The sequence below is a fragment of the Bradyrhizobium sp. LB8.2 genome (assembly GCF_040548035.1).
Taxonomy (GTDB): Bacteria; Pseudomonadota; Alphaproteobacteria; order Rhizobiales; family Xanthobacteraceae; genus Bradyrhizobium.
Genome location: NZ_JBEPQV010000005.1, coordinates 132,822 through 148,802 on the forward strand (window position 1 = coordinate 132,822; position 15,981 = coordinate 148,802).

A 15,981-nucleotide genomic window follows, 5' to 3' on the forward strand; every position below is an offset into this window, starting at 1 on the left:
AGAGAGGCGATGAAACCGCTTTCGCCGCTCGCCACCGCCTGGACCCGCTCAAAGCCGCCTTTGCTGCGGTTTCTGGACAATTGCCTCAACGAATTCTCGGCGGAGATCTCGGGCGCGGTCGCCGACTACATTCCCGAGCTGAGCAAGGCCGATCCAGCCCATTTCGGCATCAGCCTCGCGACCCTGGACGGCCATGTCTACGAGGTCGGCGACTCCAGGGTGCCCTTCACCATCCAATCAATGTCAAAGCCGTTCGTGTTCGCGCTGGCGCTGGACCTGCTCGGCGCGAACAGGGTCGAGAGCGCGATCGGCGTCGAGCCCTCTGGCGATCCGTTCAACTCGATCCGGCTCAATTCCGAAAACCATCCGTTCAACCCGATGGTCAATGCCGGCGCGATCGCCTGCACCGGGCTGATCTACGACAGCAAGGGCGCAGACGCCTTCGAGCAGATTCGCCTCGCGCTTAGTCGTTTTGCCGGGCGCGACCTCGCCCTGGACGAGGCCGTCTACGCTTCCGAAAGCCAGACCGGCGACCGCAACCGCGCCATCGGCTATCTCCTCAAGACCAATGCGGTGATCTCGGACAATGTCGCTGCCGTGCTCGACGTCTACTTCCGGCAATGCGCGGTGCTGGTCACCGCGCGCGACATCGCGGTGATGGCGGCAACGCTCGCCAACCGCGGCGTAAATCCGGTCACGGGCGAGCAGGTGCTGACGCCTTACGCGATCTCGCGCACGCTGTCGGTGATGACGTCGTCGGGCATGTACGACTACGCCGGCGAATGGATCTACCGGATCGGCATTCCCGCCAAGAGCGGTGTCGGCGGCGGGATTCTGGCCGCCCTTCCCGCCCGCCTCGGGCTCGGCAGCTATTCGCCAAAGCTCGACAAGCACGGCAACAGCGTGCGCGGCATCAAGGTCTGCGAGGCGCTGTCCTCGCATTACGACCTTCACATGCTCAACCGCAGCGACGATGCGCGCAACGCCGTCATCGCCGACTACGACATCGGCAAGAGCCCGTCGCGGCGCGTGCGCCGTCCGCAGGAGCGCGATATTCTCGCGGCGCACGAGCAGGAGGTGCGGATCATCGAGCTGGTCGGCACGCTGTCGCTATCGGCGGTCGACTATGTCTCGCGCCGGCTTGCGGGCCGGCCGCGGCCGCAATTCGTGATCTTCGATCTGCACCGCGTCACCTCCACCACGCGCGCGGGTGCGCGGCTGGTCGCCGAAGCGTTCGAGGAGCTCGCGGCGCTGAATGTGACCGTCGTGCTGTCAGGCGTCAGGCGCGCCTCCAAGGAATGGGACAGCCTGCGGGAATGGACCGCCGAGCTGAAGAACGTCCGCGATTTCTACCTGCTCGACACCGCGATCGAATGGGCCGAAGACCAGATCGTCTATCGCCATGGCGGCTCGATCGATTTCCACGAGACCACCGAGCTTGCCGAGCAGCCGCTGCTAGCAGGCATGAGCGAGGAAGAGCTGACCGACCTCGCCTCGATCTGCACGATCCGGACCTATGCATCCGGCGCGAAGATCATCACGACAGGCGCCGCAGCTGATTCCCTGTTCTTCCTGCGCAGCGGCGCGGTGCATGTCACCCTGCCCGACGGCGTGCGGCTGGCAACGCTGACGGCCGGCATGGCGTTCGGTGAGATGGCGCTGATTGAGACCACCCGCTCCGCGGACGTGTTCGCGGACATGGCAGCGACGGCGCACGAGGTGCAGCTGAAGGACTTCGAGCGCTTCCGCAAGCAGCATCCTCACGCCAGCGAACGCATCATGCGCAATCTGGCGCAGCTTCTGGCCGAGCGTCTGATTGTCGCCAACGCCAAGGTGGATATCCTGACCGCGACCTGAGCGCGATGGTTGCGGCTCAGCGGCTCGCCGCCTCGCTCAGCCGCCGATTGATCTTGGCCGCACTCGCCTTGAGCAATTCGGATGGCTTCTGGCCGGTCGCCGCACACAGGCAGGCCCAGTAATAGATGACGTCGCCGAGCTCATCGACGAGACCTGCCTGATCGAGCCAGTCGTCGCGCAGCAATTTCTTGATGTGCTCGGCGACCTCGCCGGATTCGCCGGCGAGGCCGAGACCGAGATAGGACAGCCGCTCGTTGGACGGATGCTCATCGACTTTCGCAATGCTCGCGGCCCAGGCCGTGTATTCATCGATCGTCATCGCCAGACCTCGCCGCGGTTTTTGGATCAGCCCACCACTTCCGTCACAGGCTGAAGATCGATCTCGAACGTCTCAAGGAATTTCGAGGTCATGATGTAGAAGCCGACCGAGAGCTGCAATTCAACCAGCGCGGCCGGCGTCAACTTCGATGAGATCGCCTTGAAGGTCGCGTCCGTCGGCTTGTTCAGCTTGACGATCTCGTCGGTGAAGGCGAGCGCGGCGCACTGTGTCTCGTCGAAGCAGTTAGCTGACTGCCAGGTCTCGAGCGCCTGGTTCTGCTCGTCGGTGACGCCGACATTCTTGCCGATGCGCTTGTGCGCGACGATCTCATACGGCGCCTCGCACAGAATTCCAGTGCGGGTAATCGCGAGCTCGCGCACGATGGGGTCAAGTTCGCCCTTGTGGCGGATGGCGCCGCCCAGGCGGCAGTACTGCTCGAAATAGCTCGGCGAATGCGACATCATCCGGAAGATGTTGGCATTGCGGTTCTTGTCGAGGATTTCGCGGGTGCGGTCGGATGCCTTGGACGGGTCGCTATAGTTGATGCGGGCCATGATTTTCCTGATGTTTTTGTCGAAGGCTTCTCGGAGCCTTTGATGCTCATTGTCGTTGCCGGCGAAAGTTCCCTGAAACTCTATTCGCGGAGAGACGCAGGAGCAACAACATCGAGTCAAAATGCCGCCGCATTGCTGATCGACCTTGGCACAGTCGATATTCGCTGCGTGGGGACTAGATCGCAGCGGATACTCGAAGTGGGGTGTTCCGAGTAAAATAATTGGCCGTCCTTGCGCTCGCCGCGCATCGATGAGTCACGCCCAAGTCTAGGGAGAAAAGGCATGAAGGAAGCCACCAAGGGGGCGGCCTCGGAGGCGCTCGCGCATATGCTGGCCGTGATGGCTATGCTCGTCATCGCCAGCATCTTGTTCTACGGGCGCTAGGCAGAGTTTTTGCGTTTTCGTCATTCCGGGGTGGCTCTCGCACAGGCCAGGCCCAGAACTCCCGTTCCAGGCTCGGTCCCTTGGACCGCCCCCGAATGACGAATCCCACTATTTTCCCTTCGTGAAGAACGGCATCAGCTTTCCGGCAAACGGCTTAAAGCTCGCGACGACCTCGTCGCCGATGCCGAGATCATTCTCACCATGCGCCATCATGCGAAACCCTTCGGCGCAATCGACCAGCAGAATATTGTAGGGCACGTGCGCGCGCGTCTCAGGCGTGGCGGCACGGCAGACCAGCGATGTCGCATACACCCTGCCCTTGCCGCTGGCGCGCGCCTCGCGCGGATCGGACATGCCGCAGGCCGCGCAGAAAGCGCGACGGAAATACTGCACATGGGCGCAGGCGGTGCAGGTCTGATAGGTGACCGCCTCTTCGTCCCTGGTCCAGTCCGCTAGACGCTCGCTCATCGCACCCGCTCCAAAAACATGCTGACGTGGGACGACAGCACGCCGCCGTCGCCGTGCAGCAACGCGATCGAGGCGTCGCGCACTTGCCGATTCCCCGCCCGCCCCGTCATCTGCAGATGCGTTTCGACCAGATGCGCCATGGCGCCGCCAACGCCGCAATGGCCGTAGCTGAGCAGGCCGCCATGGGTGTTCAGCGGCATCGCGCCGTCGCGGCCGAAATGGCCTGATCGTACGCGGGCGGCTGCCTCGCCGCGCGCGGCAAGACCGAGGTCTTCCAGCAGCATGGCGAGCGTGATGGTAAAGCTGTCGTAGATGGCCGCGTAGCGCACGTCGGAGATCGCAAGGCCCGCGGCCTCCTTGGCGCGGGCGACGGAGATCTCGGCGCCGAGCTCGCTGAGGGCGGGCGCAGCGGTAACATGCTGATGGGTATGCGCCTGGGCACAGCCGCGAATGCGTACGCCGGCCTCTCCCGTCCGCTCGCGGCTGATGACGAAGGCGGCGCCGCCGTCGGAGACCGGGCAGCAGTCGAGCAGTTTCAGCGGCATCGCCACGGGCTTCGATGCCATGACGTCAGCGACCGTGATGGGATCGTGGAATTGCGCCCCGGGATGGGTGCAGGCGTGTGCGCGCATCAGCACCGCGAATTCGGCGAGGTCTTCTTCCGTCACGCCGTATTCGTGCATATAGCGGGTAGCGACGAGGCCGTAATAGGCGGGAATGGTCGGCCCCAGCGGCACCTCGTAGTCGGGATGGCCGACCTGCGCCAGCGCCTGGATCGAGGCATCGCGGCTCTGCCCGGTGAGTCGGTTCTCGCCGCCGACGACGAGCACGTTGCGGGCGACGCCTGCTTCGACGAGATGATGGGCGAGCATGGTCATCGCGAGGCCGGTCGCACCGCCGACCTGGACGGCGTGGGCGTAAGCCGGACGGATGCCAAAATGCTCGGCGAAGACAGTCGCCAGCATGATGTGCGGCGAGACGGTGGAGTAGCCGCAGAGGATGCCGTCGATCTCGGCGCGCTTGAGCTCCGCATCGTCGAGTGCGGCCTGCGCGGTTTTGCTCATCAGGTCGAGCGAGGATGAGCCTTCGTGCTTGCCGAAAGATGTGAGGCCGACGCCCGTGATGAAGCTCATGGCAGCACCTGTGCATCGTCATTCCGAGGCGGCGAACGGGTGACACCGTCGCGGACCAGCGCGTCGATCTCGTCCGCGGAATAGCCGATCTCGCGCAAAATCTCCGCGCCGTGCTCGTTGAGCCGCGGCGCCAGCCGCACCGGCTCGGCCTCGGTCTCCGACCAATTGGCCGTCACCTTCATGCTGCGGATCGGCCCTTCGGTCGGATGGTTTACGACCGGGAAGAAGTTCGTGGCGTCCAGATGCTCATCGTGCAGCATCGATGCGAGGTCGTGCATCGGCATCACAGGCACATCGGCCTTGGTGAGCAGGTCGATCCATTCCGCAGTGCTGCGCGTCTCGAAGATGCGCGCGAGTTCGGCATAGACGACGTCGATGTTGGCGGCACGGCCGGCAAAGCTCGCAAATTTCGGATCGGCGCGCAGATCGTCGCGGCCCGTCGCCTTGAAGAAGTTCTCCCACTGCTTGTCGTTGTAGACAATGACGCTGAGATAGCCGTCCGATGTCTTGTAGGGCCGGCGGTCGCGCGAGAGGTGGCGGGCGTAGCCGCCCTTGTCGAGCGGAGGCTCAAAGGTGAGCCCGCCCATGTGGTCGCCCATGACGAAGCCGGCCATGGTCTCGAACATCGGGATGTCGACGCGCTGGCCGCGTCCGGTGCGGTCGCGGTGCACGAGGCTGGCGCAGATCGCGCCGACGGCGGTGAGGCCGACAATGCGATCGACCAGCGCGTTCGGCACATAGCGCGGCACGCCGTCACCGGTCTGCGCCATCAGCGCCGGCAGCGCGGTCGCGCCCTGGATCAGATCGTCATAGGCGGGCTTTGCGGCATACGGCCCGTCCTGACCAAAACCGAACACGCCGGCATAGACCAGACGCGGATTGATCTTGGACACAACGTCATAGCCGAGCTGGAGCCGTGCCATCGCCTGCGGACGGACGTTGTAGACGAGAGCATCGGCGTCCTTCAGCAGCCGCAGCACGGCCTCGCGGCCGGCGGGCTTCTTCAAATCGAGACAGATCGAGCGCTTGCTGCGGTTGGTGTTGAGGAACACCGGGCCCATGCCGGCGTGACGCATCGGGCCGATCAGGCGGGTGACGTCGCCGTCGAGCGATTCCACCTTGATGATGTCAGCACCGTAGTCGCCGAGCATCTGGGTCGCATAGGGCCCCATCAGCACGGTGGTCATGTCGACGACCTTGATGCCCTTCAGCGGCCCCATTGGTTCGCTCCCGATTGCGCGGGGCTCTAGAAGCGGCCCCGCGATTTCGGTCCAGCTAAAGGCAGCAGCGCCGCGCGCGCAAGGGCGGCCGGCGTATGGCCGCATGCGCCGCGCGTCCGCTATTTCTTCTGGCGGGATTCACGGATCTTGATGAGACGGTCGAGTTCGTCGTTCTGCTGGTTGATGCGGTCGGCGATCCGCGACTCGTTCTGCTCGCCCGAGGCCGCCGCGGCCTGCTCGATGAGCTGCCTTATATTGTCCTCGAGGATCGCGATGCGGTCGTTGAGTGCGTCCATCGACAGCGAGTCTTCGTAGTCATTGCTCATGATGCATTTCCCGCGAATCAATCAGAGCCATGATGGGCAAAGCGAAGCGTGCCCACCATCTAGCGCAAACAAGTTGGCGGGCACGGCGCTTGCGCGCCCTTCCCCACCCTACAAGGTCGGAGCTTACTTCAGCGGCTCCAGCACGGAGACGTAGTTGGCGACGGCCGCGCCCCCCATGTTGAAGATGCCGCCGAGTTTTGGGTTGTTGAGCTGCATGCCCTCGGGCGCCTGGCCTGCGAGCTGCATCGCGGTCATCACGTGCATGGAGACACCGGTGGCCCCGATCGGATGGCCCTTGGCCTTCAGCCCGCCGGACGGATTGACCGGCAGCTTGCCGTCCTTGAGCGTCCAGCCTTCCTTGATGGCGCGGGCGCCCTGCCCCCTCGGCGTCAGGCCCATCGCTTCGTACTCGATCAGCTCGGCGACGGTGAAGCAGTCATGGGTCTCGACGAAGGAGAGATCGGACAGCGTGACCCCGGCCTGCTCCAGCGCGCGCTGCCATGCGACCGTGCAGCCTTCGAACTGGAGGATGTCGCGCTTGGACATCGGCAAGAAATCCTGGGCGTGCGCGGTGGCGCGGAAGCCGATCGACTTGCTCATGGTCTTGGCGGTCTCGGCGTCGGCCAGCACCAGTGCGGCTGCGCCGTCAGAGACGAGCGAGCAATCAGTGCGCTTCAAGGGGCCGGCGACGTAAGGGTTCTTCTCGCTCTCGGCGCGGCAGAAATCGAAGCCAAAATCCTTGCGCATCTGGGCGTAGGGATTGGCGACGCCGTTCTTGTGGTTCTTGGCCGCGATCAGCGCCAGCGCATCGGACTGGTCGCCGTATTTCTGGAAATAGGAGCTGGCGATCTTGCCGAACACGCCGGCGAAGCCGCCGACGGTGTCACCGTCCTCAGGCAGGTAGGATGCCTTCAACAGGTTCTTGCCGATCTCCGGCCCCGGCGTGCGCGTCATCTGCTCGACGCCGACGACCAGCACGATCTTGGCCGCACCCGCAGCAATCGCACGCACGCCCTGATGCACGGCGGCGGAGCCGGTGGCGCAGGCGTTCTCGACGCGGGTGGTCGGCTTGAATCGCAGCTTCGGGTCGGCCTGGAGCACCAGCGAGGCGGTAAAATCCTGCGGCGAGAAGCCGGCGTTGAAATGGCCGAGCACGATCTCATCGACGTCGGACGCGGAGATACCGGCATCCGCCATCGCCTCATTGGCGACGCGCGTGACGAGGCTTTCGACGGTTTCGGTGTCGAACTTGCCGAACGGCGTATGCGCCCATCCAACGATGCTGGCGGTCATGGTCTTTTCTCCCTACGGTCTCTTACTGACCTAAGTCTTAGCCCAGCGATGGCAAGACTTCACGCGGCTTTCAGGGCCTTGATCGTGCGCTGGCAGATGGCAGTTATGCCGGCCCAGTTCCCGGCCTTGATCTCCGCCGCCGGGCACAGCCAGGAACCGCCGACCGCAACCACGTTGGGCTCGGCAAGCCAGGTCGCCGCATTGGCCTCGCCGACGCCGCCGGTGGGGCAGAACCGCACGTTCGGAAACGGACCACCGAGCGCGCGCAGGCCCTTGATACCGCCGGCCTGCTCGGCCGGAAAGAATTTTGCAACGTCGAGGCCATGGGCCAGCGCCATCATCAGCTCGGACGCCGTGGCGATGCCCGGCGCGAACGGCAAGGAGCTGTCGGCGGCAGCCTTAAGGAGATCCGGGGTCAGGCCCGGGCTGATGCCGAACGCGACGCCGAGCCTCTCGACACGGGCGAAGTCTGCCGGATTGAGAATTGTGCCGATGCCGACGATCGCCTCGGGTACTTCGGCCATCATCGCCCTCGCGGCCTCGATAGCAACAGGGGTGCGCATGGTCACCTCTAGCGTGCGGACGCCGCCGGCAACCAGCGCACGCGCCAGCGGCACCGCATCCTGGATCCGCTCGATGGTGAGGACGGGGATGACGGTCGCGGCCTTGAAGAGCGCAACGAGGTGGTTCTGTTGGGCAGTCGTGGTCATGGGTCTCGATCTTACTTGGTCGCTTGACGAGAGGTCGCCGGCCGGTGCCGCTTCTTCGGCGGCATGGCATAACCCGGAATGATGGCGCCGGAATAGCAGATCACGAGGCTGGCAAGGCGATGCCCGGCCTGGGCGGCCTCGACCGGGTCGGAACCGGCGAGCCGCGCCGCGATATAGGCCGCCGCAAAGCTGTCCCCGGCCGCCGTGGTGTCGACCACCGGCTTGGTCATGGGCTCGGCGCGGACCTCGTGGGTGGCTCCGGCAAAGCGCAGCAGGCTGACCGGCTCGGCGAGCCGGAACACCAGCTCGGGGCTCGGGATGCGCGCCATCAGCTGGTCCTGGCTCTCGCCGGGATAGAGGGCGAGCAGATCCTCGGTCGAGGTCAGCACGATGTCGGCGGCCGCGAAGGCCGCTGCAAACACCTCGCGCGCGACATCGCGGTCCGGCCACCCTCGCGCGCGAAAATTGGTGTCGAACACGAAGCGGGTGCCGAGCAGGCGCGCGCGCTTGATCGCCGCGAACAGGCGCTCGCGTCCGGCCGCATCGTAGATCGAGAGCGTGATCGCAGAGAGATAGATGATGTCGTAGCTCATCAGCGAGTTGAGCAGCTCGTTCGTCTCCGGCAAGTCCATCAGCTGGCGCGCCGCCGCACTGTCGCGCCAGTGGAAGAACTGGCGCTCGCCCTTCGCATCCAGCTGGATCATGTAGAGGCCGGGCAGCTTGCCCGCCAACCGCGCGACACGCCTTGTGCCGACGCCCTCCGAGGTCCAGGCCGCGATCATCTCATCGCTCAGGGCATCGTCGCCAAGCGCGGTGAGATAATCGACCTTGATCTCGAGCCGCGCCAGATACACGGCCGTATTGAGGGTGTCTCCGCCGAAGCCGCGCGAGTACAGGCCACCGCCCTGCCCGGCAGACTGTCCCGAAGACTGTCCGCCCTGGGCCTGCCGAAGCTCGACCATACATTCGCCGATGCAAGCAACGCTCGCCATCACTTTACCCGCTCAGTCAGAGATCAGGCGACGAAATTGCCGCCGAGCTCGTCTTCGATGTGAATGCGGATGATGTCGTCGAAGGTCTTTTCCTCGGTGGTGAAGCCGAGCTCGAGCGCCCGCTTGGCATTGAAGTTGCGCGGCCAGCCGCCGACGATGCCGACGATGAAGGGATCGGGCTCCCGCTTGATGCGGGCGGCGACCTTGTCGCCCGCGACACGCTTCAGCGCGGCGATCTGCTCGCCGACCGTCGCCGACAGGCCCGGCATGGTCAAATTGCGGCGCGGACCGGCGGTGGCGAGGTCCATGGTGCCGGCATGCAGCAGGAAGCCGACGGCGGAGCGCGGCGTGGCGTGCCAGTGACGGACGTCCTCGGAGACCGGCAGCACGACCTCCTTGCCGGCGAGCGGCTCGCGCAGGATGCTGGAGAAGAAGCCCGATGCCGCCTTGTTGGGCAGGCCGGGCCGGATGCAGATGGTCGGCAGGCGAATGCCGATGCCGTCGAGGAAGCCGCGGCGCGAATAGTCGGCCAGCAGCAGTTCGCCGATCGCCTTCTGGGTGCCGTAGCTCAACAGCGGCGTGTGGAAGAACTCGTCGCCGATCGCCTCGGGGAACGGCGCGCCGAACACCGCGATCGAGGAGGTGAACACCACGCGCGGCTTGTAGCCGCCGCCAGCAAGCCTGACCGCGTCGAGCAGCATCCGCGTGCCGTCGAGATTGATGCGGTAGCCCTTGTCGAAATCGAGTTCGGCTTCGCCCGACACGATCGCGGCGAGATGGAAGATCACGTCGGGACGGCGGGCGATCAGCTTTTCGGCGGCGCCGGGGACGGCGAAGTCGCTCGATACCGTCTCGACGGCAAAACCGGCCTTTTCCGGTTTCTTCGGCTCGACCACGTCATGCATGGTGAGCTTGGTGATGTCGCTCTTGCCGAGCCGGCCGTCGCGCAGCAGCCGTTCACACAATTTGCGGCCGACCATGCCGGCGGCGCCCAGAACCAGAATGTGCAAGAGCCTACTCCTTTTTATTGGCGCGCTGCCCTCAGCGCGCCCTCATTGCGGCCCCGCGATCATTCCTTCACGGCGCCGGTCATCGCCGACACATAATACTCCACGAAGAAGGAATAAAGGATAACTACGGGGACCGAGCCGGTCAGTGCCGCCGCCATCAGCGCGCCCCAATGGTAGACGTCGCCATTGACGAGCTCGGTGATCGCGCCGACGGGGATCGTCTTGTTCTCGGACGAGGAGATGAAGGTCAGCGCGTAGATGAACTCGTTCCAGGACAACGTGAAAGCGAAGATGCCCGCCGAGATCACCCCCGGCAGCGACAGCGGCAGCGTGATCTTCATGAGAATCTGCAGCCGCGTCGCCCCGTCAATCAGCGCACACTCCTCCAGCTCATAGGGGATGGTGCGGAAATAGCCCATCAGGAGCCAGGTGCAGAACGGGATCAGGAAGGTCGGATAGGTCAGGATCAGCGCCAGATTGCCGTCGAACAGGCCGAGCTGAAACACGATCGCCGCCAGCGGAATGAACAGGATCGAGGGCGGCACGAGATAGCCGAGGAAGATCGCAAGGCCGATATAGCGCGAGCCTTTGTAGCGCAGACGTTCGATCGCATACGCGGCGCACACGCTGGCAAACAGCGAGATGAAGGTCGAGGACACCGAGACGATCACCGTGTTCCACATCCAGAGCGGATAGTCGGTGTCGAAGAACAGCTTCTTGATGTGCTCCAGCGTCGGATGCACGATCCAGAACGGATTGTACCTCTCGTAGTCGTACATCTCCGCGTCCGGCTTGAACGTCGCGATCGCCATCCAGTAGAACGGGAACAGCAGCAAGAAGATGATCAGACCGAGCGGAAGGTAGACGCGGAGAAATTTCCGCGGGAAGCTCTCGAGGTAGTCCATTCCGACGCTTTGGTCGTCCGCTGTGCTCATGGTCAGTCCCTCCCGCCCTGCTGCCAGCGGGAACGCTGAAGCCCGAAAAAGCTGAGCAGGATCGCCGCAACCAGGAACGGAATCATCGCGTTCGAGATCGCCGCGCCCTCGCCGAGATTGCCGCCGGTGATGGCGCGCTGGAACGACAGCGTCGCCATCAGATGGGTGGCGTTGATCGGCCCGCCCCGCGTGATGGTGTAGATCAACTGGAAGTCGGTGAAGGTCATCAGCACCGAGAACGTCATCACCACCGCGATGATCGGCGACAGCATCGGCAGCGTGATGTGGCGGAAGCGCTGCAGATTGGTGGCGCCGTCGAGATTGGCGGCCTCGTAGAGCGAGGGCGAGATGGTTTGTAATCCCGCCAGCAGCGTGATCGCCACGAAGGGCACGCCGCGCCAGATGTTGGCGGCGACGACCGACCAGCGCGCATTCCAGGGATCGCCGAGGAAATCGATGTAGTGCGTGATCAGGCCGGCCTTGAGCAGCACCCAGGAAATGATCGAGAACTGGCTGTCATAGATCCACCAGAACGCGATCGCGGAGAGCACCGTCGGCACCACGAAGGGCAATAGCACGATGGCGCGGACGATCGACTTGAACGGCAGCCGCTCGTTGAGTAGCAGCGCCAGGTAAAGTCCGATCGCGAATTTCACGGCGCTGGCGGCGACCGTGTAGAAGATGGTGTTGAACACCGACAGCCAGAACACCGAGTCCTTGGAGAGCGAGACGAAGTTCTGGAACCCGATGTAGCGCCCGGCTCCGCCGATCTTGGTATCGGTCATGCCGAGCCAGAAGCCCAGCGCCAGCGGGTAAGCCAGAAACAGGATGAGAATCGCGATCGCCGGCACCATGAACATCGCGCCGAGGAAATTCCGGCTCTCGAATGCTCTGGTCCACAAGCTGCTGCGCTTGACATGCGCGGCAACGGGCTCGGCCATAACTGCCATGTCGGACTCCCCTCAACGAAAAGTCGCGGCGTCCGGCGAACCGGACGCCGCGTAGATTGGAACTGATCAGACCTGGTAGTAACGCTTGGCGCGCTCGGCCGCGCGTGCGGCTGCCTGCTTTGGCGTCACGGAGCCCGACGCCGCCTCGGCGAACATATCGACGACGACGAAGTCGCCCATCACGGCGGCGGAGGCATAGCCGAGATCGCCGGCATAGCCGTTGTCGCGGCAACGCTTCAGGCAGTCCCGATACGGCGTGATCTTCGGATCCGACGTCCACACCGGGTTGTCGTTGTAGGCCGGAAGCGGCGGCGAGACGTAGCCGTTGGAGGAGACCTCCCAGGCGTCGTAGTTCGCCTTGTCCATCATGAATTTGATGTATTCCTTGACCGCCTTGGGATACTTCGAGTGCTTGTAACCGTAATAGACGAGCACGTTCTGCTGCTCGGTCGACACGCCGACCGGCCCGATCGGCATCGGCGCGTGGTTCATGTCCTTGGCGATCTCCTGCTGCTTCGGATCGGTCGAGTTCTTTCCGACGGTCCAGATCGAGATGCCGTTCAGCGTCAGGCTGAGTTCGCCGTTGAGGAACGCCTTGTTGTTATTCGAGTCGTTCCACGACAGCACGCCGGGGATGAAGGTCTCGTAGAGCTGCTTGACGTATTCGAGCGCGGCGATCGTCTCCGGCGAGTCGATCACGACCTCGTTCTTGTCGTTGACGACCTTGCCGCCGAATGCCCACAGCGCCCACTGGCACCACCCGTTGGCGTCGCCCGTGGCGTGGCCGAGCGCGAAGCCGGCCGGCGTGTTGTTCTTCTTCAGGGCCTGGCACAGCTTGAGGAAGCCGGCGGTGTCCTTGGGGAATTCATCGAAGCCCGCGGCCTTCACGTGGCTGACGCGGTAGTTAAGGCAGCCACCGGTCGCGCCTTGCGGAATGGCGATCCAGCTGTTGCCCTTCTTGCCGTAGCGTTCGGCAACCGGATACCAGCCGCCATACTGCGCGCCGAGATAGTCGGCGACGTCAGTCATGTCGATCAGCTTTTCCGGGAATTTATGGGGATCATCGAGCGTGCCGATGATCAGGTCGGGACCGGCGCCGACGTTGGCGGCGACCGCCGCCTTGGGGCGGATGTCTTCCCAGCTTTCGGCCTCGAGCTTGACCTTGACACCGGTCTTCTCGGAGAACGCCTTGGTCTGCTCGGCGAATTTGTCGAACTCGGCCTGAATGAACTGCTTCCAGCGCAGCACGCGGATGGACGCGTTCGGCTCCGGCGTGTTGGTCCAAGTCGCCGCACGCACCGGGACGATGCCCGGGCCAGCCAGCAACGCCGCGCCGCCGAGGCCGACTTTAAGCACACTTCGCCTGTCGAAATCGCTCATCGTTCTCTCCCTAAATTTTATATTTTGTATTGGGTGGTCTTGTGTTGGGTCTTCTTGGGCAGTCGTTCGGCGTCGCTACACGCGTTTGCCCGTCGCCTCGTCGAACAGATGAACCACGGAAGGATCGGGCTTCAGCTTGACCTTGTCACCCGGATTGAATTGGTGACGTTCGCGGAAGACCGCGACGACCTGCTCACCACCGAGCTTCGCAAACACCTGCGTTTCGGAGCCGGTCGGCTCGACCACGACGATCTCGGCATCGGCGCCGTCGTCGGCGATGGTGAAATGCTCGGGCCGCACGCCGTAAACGACGGGACGGCCGTCGGACGCCGCCGGCGCATTCTTGAGCGGCAGCTTGACGCCGTTCGGACCCTCGAAGGTCGCAACGCCGTTGACGCGCACATGCCCCTTCAGGAAGTTCATGGAGGGCGAGCCGATGAAGCCGGCGACGAACTGGTTGTCGGGCTTGTCGTAGAGCTCGAGCGGCGTGCCCATCTGCTCGACGATGCCGTCATGCATGACGACGATCTTGTCGGCCATGGTCATGGCCTCGATCTGGTCGTGGGTGACGTAGACGGTCGTTGTCTTCAGCCGCTGGTGCAGCTCCTTGATCTCGGTGCGCATCGCGACGCGGAGCTTGGCGTCGAGGTTCGACAAGGGCTCGTCGAACAGAAACACCTGCGGATCGCGCACGATGGCGCGGCCCATGGCGACGCGCTGGCGCTGGCCGCCGGAGAGCTGGCGCGGGTAACGCTCGAGCAGCGGCGACAGCGCGAGAATTTCGGCGGCGCGCTTGACGCGCTTGTTGATCTCGTCGGTGCTCTCGCCCCGCAGCTTCATCGAGAAGCCCATGTTCTCGCCGACCGTCATGTGCGGATAGAGCGCGTAGTTCTGGAACACCATCGCAATGTCCCGCTCCTTGGGCTGGACATTGTTGACGACGCGGTCGCCGATCGAGATCGTGCCGGAGGTGATGTTCTCGAGGCCCGCGAGCATGCGCAGAAGCGTCGACTTGCCGCAGCCGGAGGGACCAACCAGGACGACGAACTGGCCGTCCTCGATCGGAATCGAAACGCCGTGCAGGACTTCAAAATTGCCGAACGATTTCCGCACGTCGCGGATTTGCACAGACGACATCTAGCTCCCTCCTCGAAAGTCCACGACGCATCTTGCGCCGCGACCGTCTTGTTTTTTCAGACTTCACCGAACGAAGCCCAACCTTAGCGGGGGACATTGTCGGCAGTTTGTGCGGTTTTGGCAATTTGTCTTTGGTTAGTCTGTGCTGGTAGCGCTGTCAACGTTCCTTTGTTTGCGACAGTGAGTGTGTTAAGAGCAGCAAATGGGTCGAAAACGCACCAAGTCAGGCAAAATCCGGCTGGCGGAAGTCGCCGAACTGGCCGGCGTCAGCCCGATCACAGCGTCCCGCTTCTTCCGCAATCCCGAGGCGCTGTCGGTCGCCAAGCGGACACGGGTCGAGAGCGCGGCCAAGGAGCTCGGCTATGTGCCCAACCTGGCGGCACGCGCGTTGGCCTCGCAGCGCACCGAAGTGATCGGCGTCTTGATTCCGTCACTGACCAACAACGTGTTCTCCGACGTGCTGCGCGGCATCTATGACGCCTCCGAAAGCAGCCGTTACTCGATTCAGTTGTCCAATACACGCTACAGTATTCTCCAGGAGGAGAAGCTGCTGCGTCTGTTTCTCGCGCAGAAGCCGGCCGGACTGATCGTCACCGGCATCGACCAGACCGCGGAATCGCGCGCGATGCTCGATGCCGCCGACTGCCCGATTGTGCAGATCATGGAGATCGGACCCAATCCGGTCGACATGATGATCGGCTTTTCGCACTATGACGCAGCCCGCGCGGCGATCGCGCACCTGTTCGCGCAAGGTCACCGCAAGATCGGCTTCGTCGGCGCGCGGATGGATCCACGGGTGCAGCGGCGGCTCGACGGATACGTCTCGGCCATGAAGGACGCTGGACTGTTCGAGCAACGCCTCGTCGTCACGACGGCAACACCGACCTCGGTGACGCTCGGCGCCGCCCTTTTCACCGACCTCCTGGCGCAGGAGCCCGGCATGGACGCGGTGTTCTGCGCGAATGACGACCTCGCGCTCGGCGTGCTGTTCGAATGCAGGCGCCGGGAGATTGCGATACCCGAACAGATCGCGATCGTCGGCTTCAACGATCTCGAATTCATGGCGTCCACCGTGCCGACCCTCTCCAGCGTGCGCACCAACCGCTACGAGATGGGCAACACGGCCGCGGCCATGCTGATCGAGGCGATCGACGGGCGGCGCCCGCAGCATCCGGTGCTCGATCTCGGCTTCAAGGTGATAGAGCGGCAAAGCTCCTCGGCGCGGCGTTCGGACAACAGGCCGGCGGTTTCAGGCGCGGGCGCTGCGAACAAATTGGTAGCGTTACCAAGTGGCCATGACTAGTATCGGACTT

Annotated in this window: 16 protein-coding genes; 2 read left to right on the top strand and 14 right to left on the bottom strand. The window is 63.9% G+C overall.

Going from position 1 to position 15,981, the window contains the following annotated elements:
- Positions 1–9 precede the first annotated feature (9 nt).
- Entirely contained in the window at positions 10–1,857 is a 1,848-nt protein-coding gene (gene glsA, locus ABIB06_RS08805; RefSeq protein ID WP_354046771.1) for a glutaminase A, read from the top strand.
- Positions 1,858–1,873: 16 nt separating this feature from the next.
- Here the strand turns inward: glsA and ABIB06_RS08810 are convergent, their stop codons facing one another.
- From ABIB06_RS08810 to ABIB06_RS08875, 14 genes are all read right to left on the bottom strand, one after another.
- Entirely contained in the window at positions 1,874–2,176 is a 303-nt protein-coding gene (locus ABIB06_RS08810; RefSeq protein ID WP_247345910.1) for a nucleoside triphosphate pyrophosphohydrolase family protein, read from the bottom strand.
- Between the two features lie 26 nt (positions 2,177–2,202).
- Positions 2,203–2,730: a carboxymuconolactone decarboxylase family protein gene (locus ABIB06_RS08815; protein ID WP_354046769.1), complete on the bottom strand. Its 528-nt coding sequence runs from the start codon at positions 2,728–2,730 to the stop codon at positions 2,203–2,205.
- 492 nt (positions 2,731–3,222) lie between these two features.
- Positions 3,223–3,582, bottom strand: coding sequence for a Zn-ribbon domain-containing OB-fold protein (locus ABIB06_RS08820; protein WP_354046767.1), 360 nt, complete (start codon positions 3,580–3,582; stop codon positions 3,223–3,225).
- Positions 3,579–4,715, bottom strand: a complete 1,137-nt coding sequence (locus ABIB06_RS08825; protein WP_354046766.1) for a thiolase family protein — start codon at positions 4,713–4,715, stop codon at positions 3,579–3,581. Before ABIB06_RS08825 ends, ABIB06_RS08820 begins: the two co-directional genes overlap by 4 nt.
- Complete coding sequence (locus ABIB06_RS08830; RefSeq protein WP_354046764.1) at positions 4,712–5,935, bottom strand: CaiB/BaiF CoA transferase family protein; 1,224 nt, start codon at positions 5,933–5,935, stop codon at positions 4,712–4,714. The genes ABIB06_RS08825 and ABIB06_RS08830 overlap by 4 nt, the downstream gene beginning before the upstream one ends.
- 119 nt (positions 5,936–6,054) lie before the next feature.
- On the bottom strand, positions 6,055–6,261 hold the full coding sequence (locus ABIB06_RS08835) for a hypothetical protein (protein ID WP_354046762.1): 207 nt from the start codon (positions 6,259–6,261) through the stop codon (positions 6,055–6,057).
- Positions 6,262–6,384: 123 nt separating this feature from the next.
- Complete coding sequence (locus ABIB06_RS08840) at positions 6,385–7,554, bottom strand: acetyl-CoA acetyltransferase (protein ID WP_354046760.1); 1,170 nt, start codon at positions 7,552–7,554, stop codon at positions 6,385–6,387.
- A 59-nt stretch (positions 7,555–7,613) separates the two neighbouring features.
- Entirely contained in the window at positions 7,614–8,264 is a 651-nt protein-coding gene (eda, locus tag ABIB06_RS08845) for a bifunctional 4-hydroxy-2-oxoglutarate aldolase/2-dehydro-3-deoxy-phosphogluconate aldolase (RefSeq protein ID WP_354046758.1), read from the bottom strand.
- An 11-nt stretch (positions 8,265–8,275) separates the two neighbouring features.
- Entirely contained in the window at positions 8,276–9,256 is a 981-nt protein-coding gene (locus ABIB06_RS08850; protein ID WP_354046757.1) for a sugar kinase, read from the bottom strand.
- 23 nt (positions 9,257–9,279) lie between these two features.
- Positions 9,280–10,266, bottom strand: a complete 987-nt coding sequence (gene denD / locus ABIB06_RS08855) for a D-erythronate dehydrogenase (protein ID WP_354046755.1) — start codon at positions 10,264–10,266, stop codon at positions 9,280–9,282.
- Between the two features lie 59 nt (positions 10,267–10,325).
- Positions 10,326–11,201 (bottom strand): carbohydrate ABC transporter permease, encoded by an 876-nt coding sequence (locus ABIB06_RS08860; RefSeq protein ID WP_354046753.1) that lies wholly within the window; start codon positions 11,199–11,201, stop codon positions 10,326–10,328.
- A gap of 2 nt (positions 11,202–11,203) precedes the next feature.
- The gene (locus tag ABIB06_RS08865) at positions 11,204–12,151 is read right to left on the bottom strand and encodes a carbohydrate ABC transporter permease (protein ID WP_247446802.1); all 948 of its coding nucleotides are present in this window, start codon (positions 12,149–12,151) and stop codon (positions 11,204–11,206) included.
- A 66-nt stretch (positions 12,152–12,217) separates the two neighbouring features.
- The gene (locus ABIB06_RS08870) at positions 12,218–13,531 is read right to left on the bottom strand and encodes an ABC transporter substrate-binding protein (RefSeq protein ID WP_354046750.1); all 1,314 of its coding nucleotides are present in this window, start codon (positions 13,529–13,531) and stop codon (positions 12,218–12,220) included.
- A 75-nt stretch (positions 13,532–13,606) separates the two neighbouring features.
- A complete protein-coding gene (locus tag ABIB06_RS08875; protein WP_247345873.1) occupies positions 13,607–14,668 on the bottom strand; it encodes an ABC transporter ATP-binding protein in 1,062 nt (353 codons plus the stop codon).
- Positions 14,669–14,870: 202 nt separating this feature from the next.
- Here ABIB06_RS08875 and gntR point away from each other — a divergent pair, with 202 nt between their 5' ends.
- Positions 14,871–15,971 carry an HTH-type transcriptional regulator GntR gene (gntR, locus tag ABIB06_RS08880; protein WP_247345870.1) on the top strand — a complete coding sequence of 367 codons (1,101 nt, stop codon included), beginning with the start codon at positions 14,871–14,873 and terminating at the stop codon, positions 15,969–15,971.
- Positions 15,972–15,981: the final 10 nt, after the last annotated feature.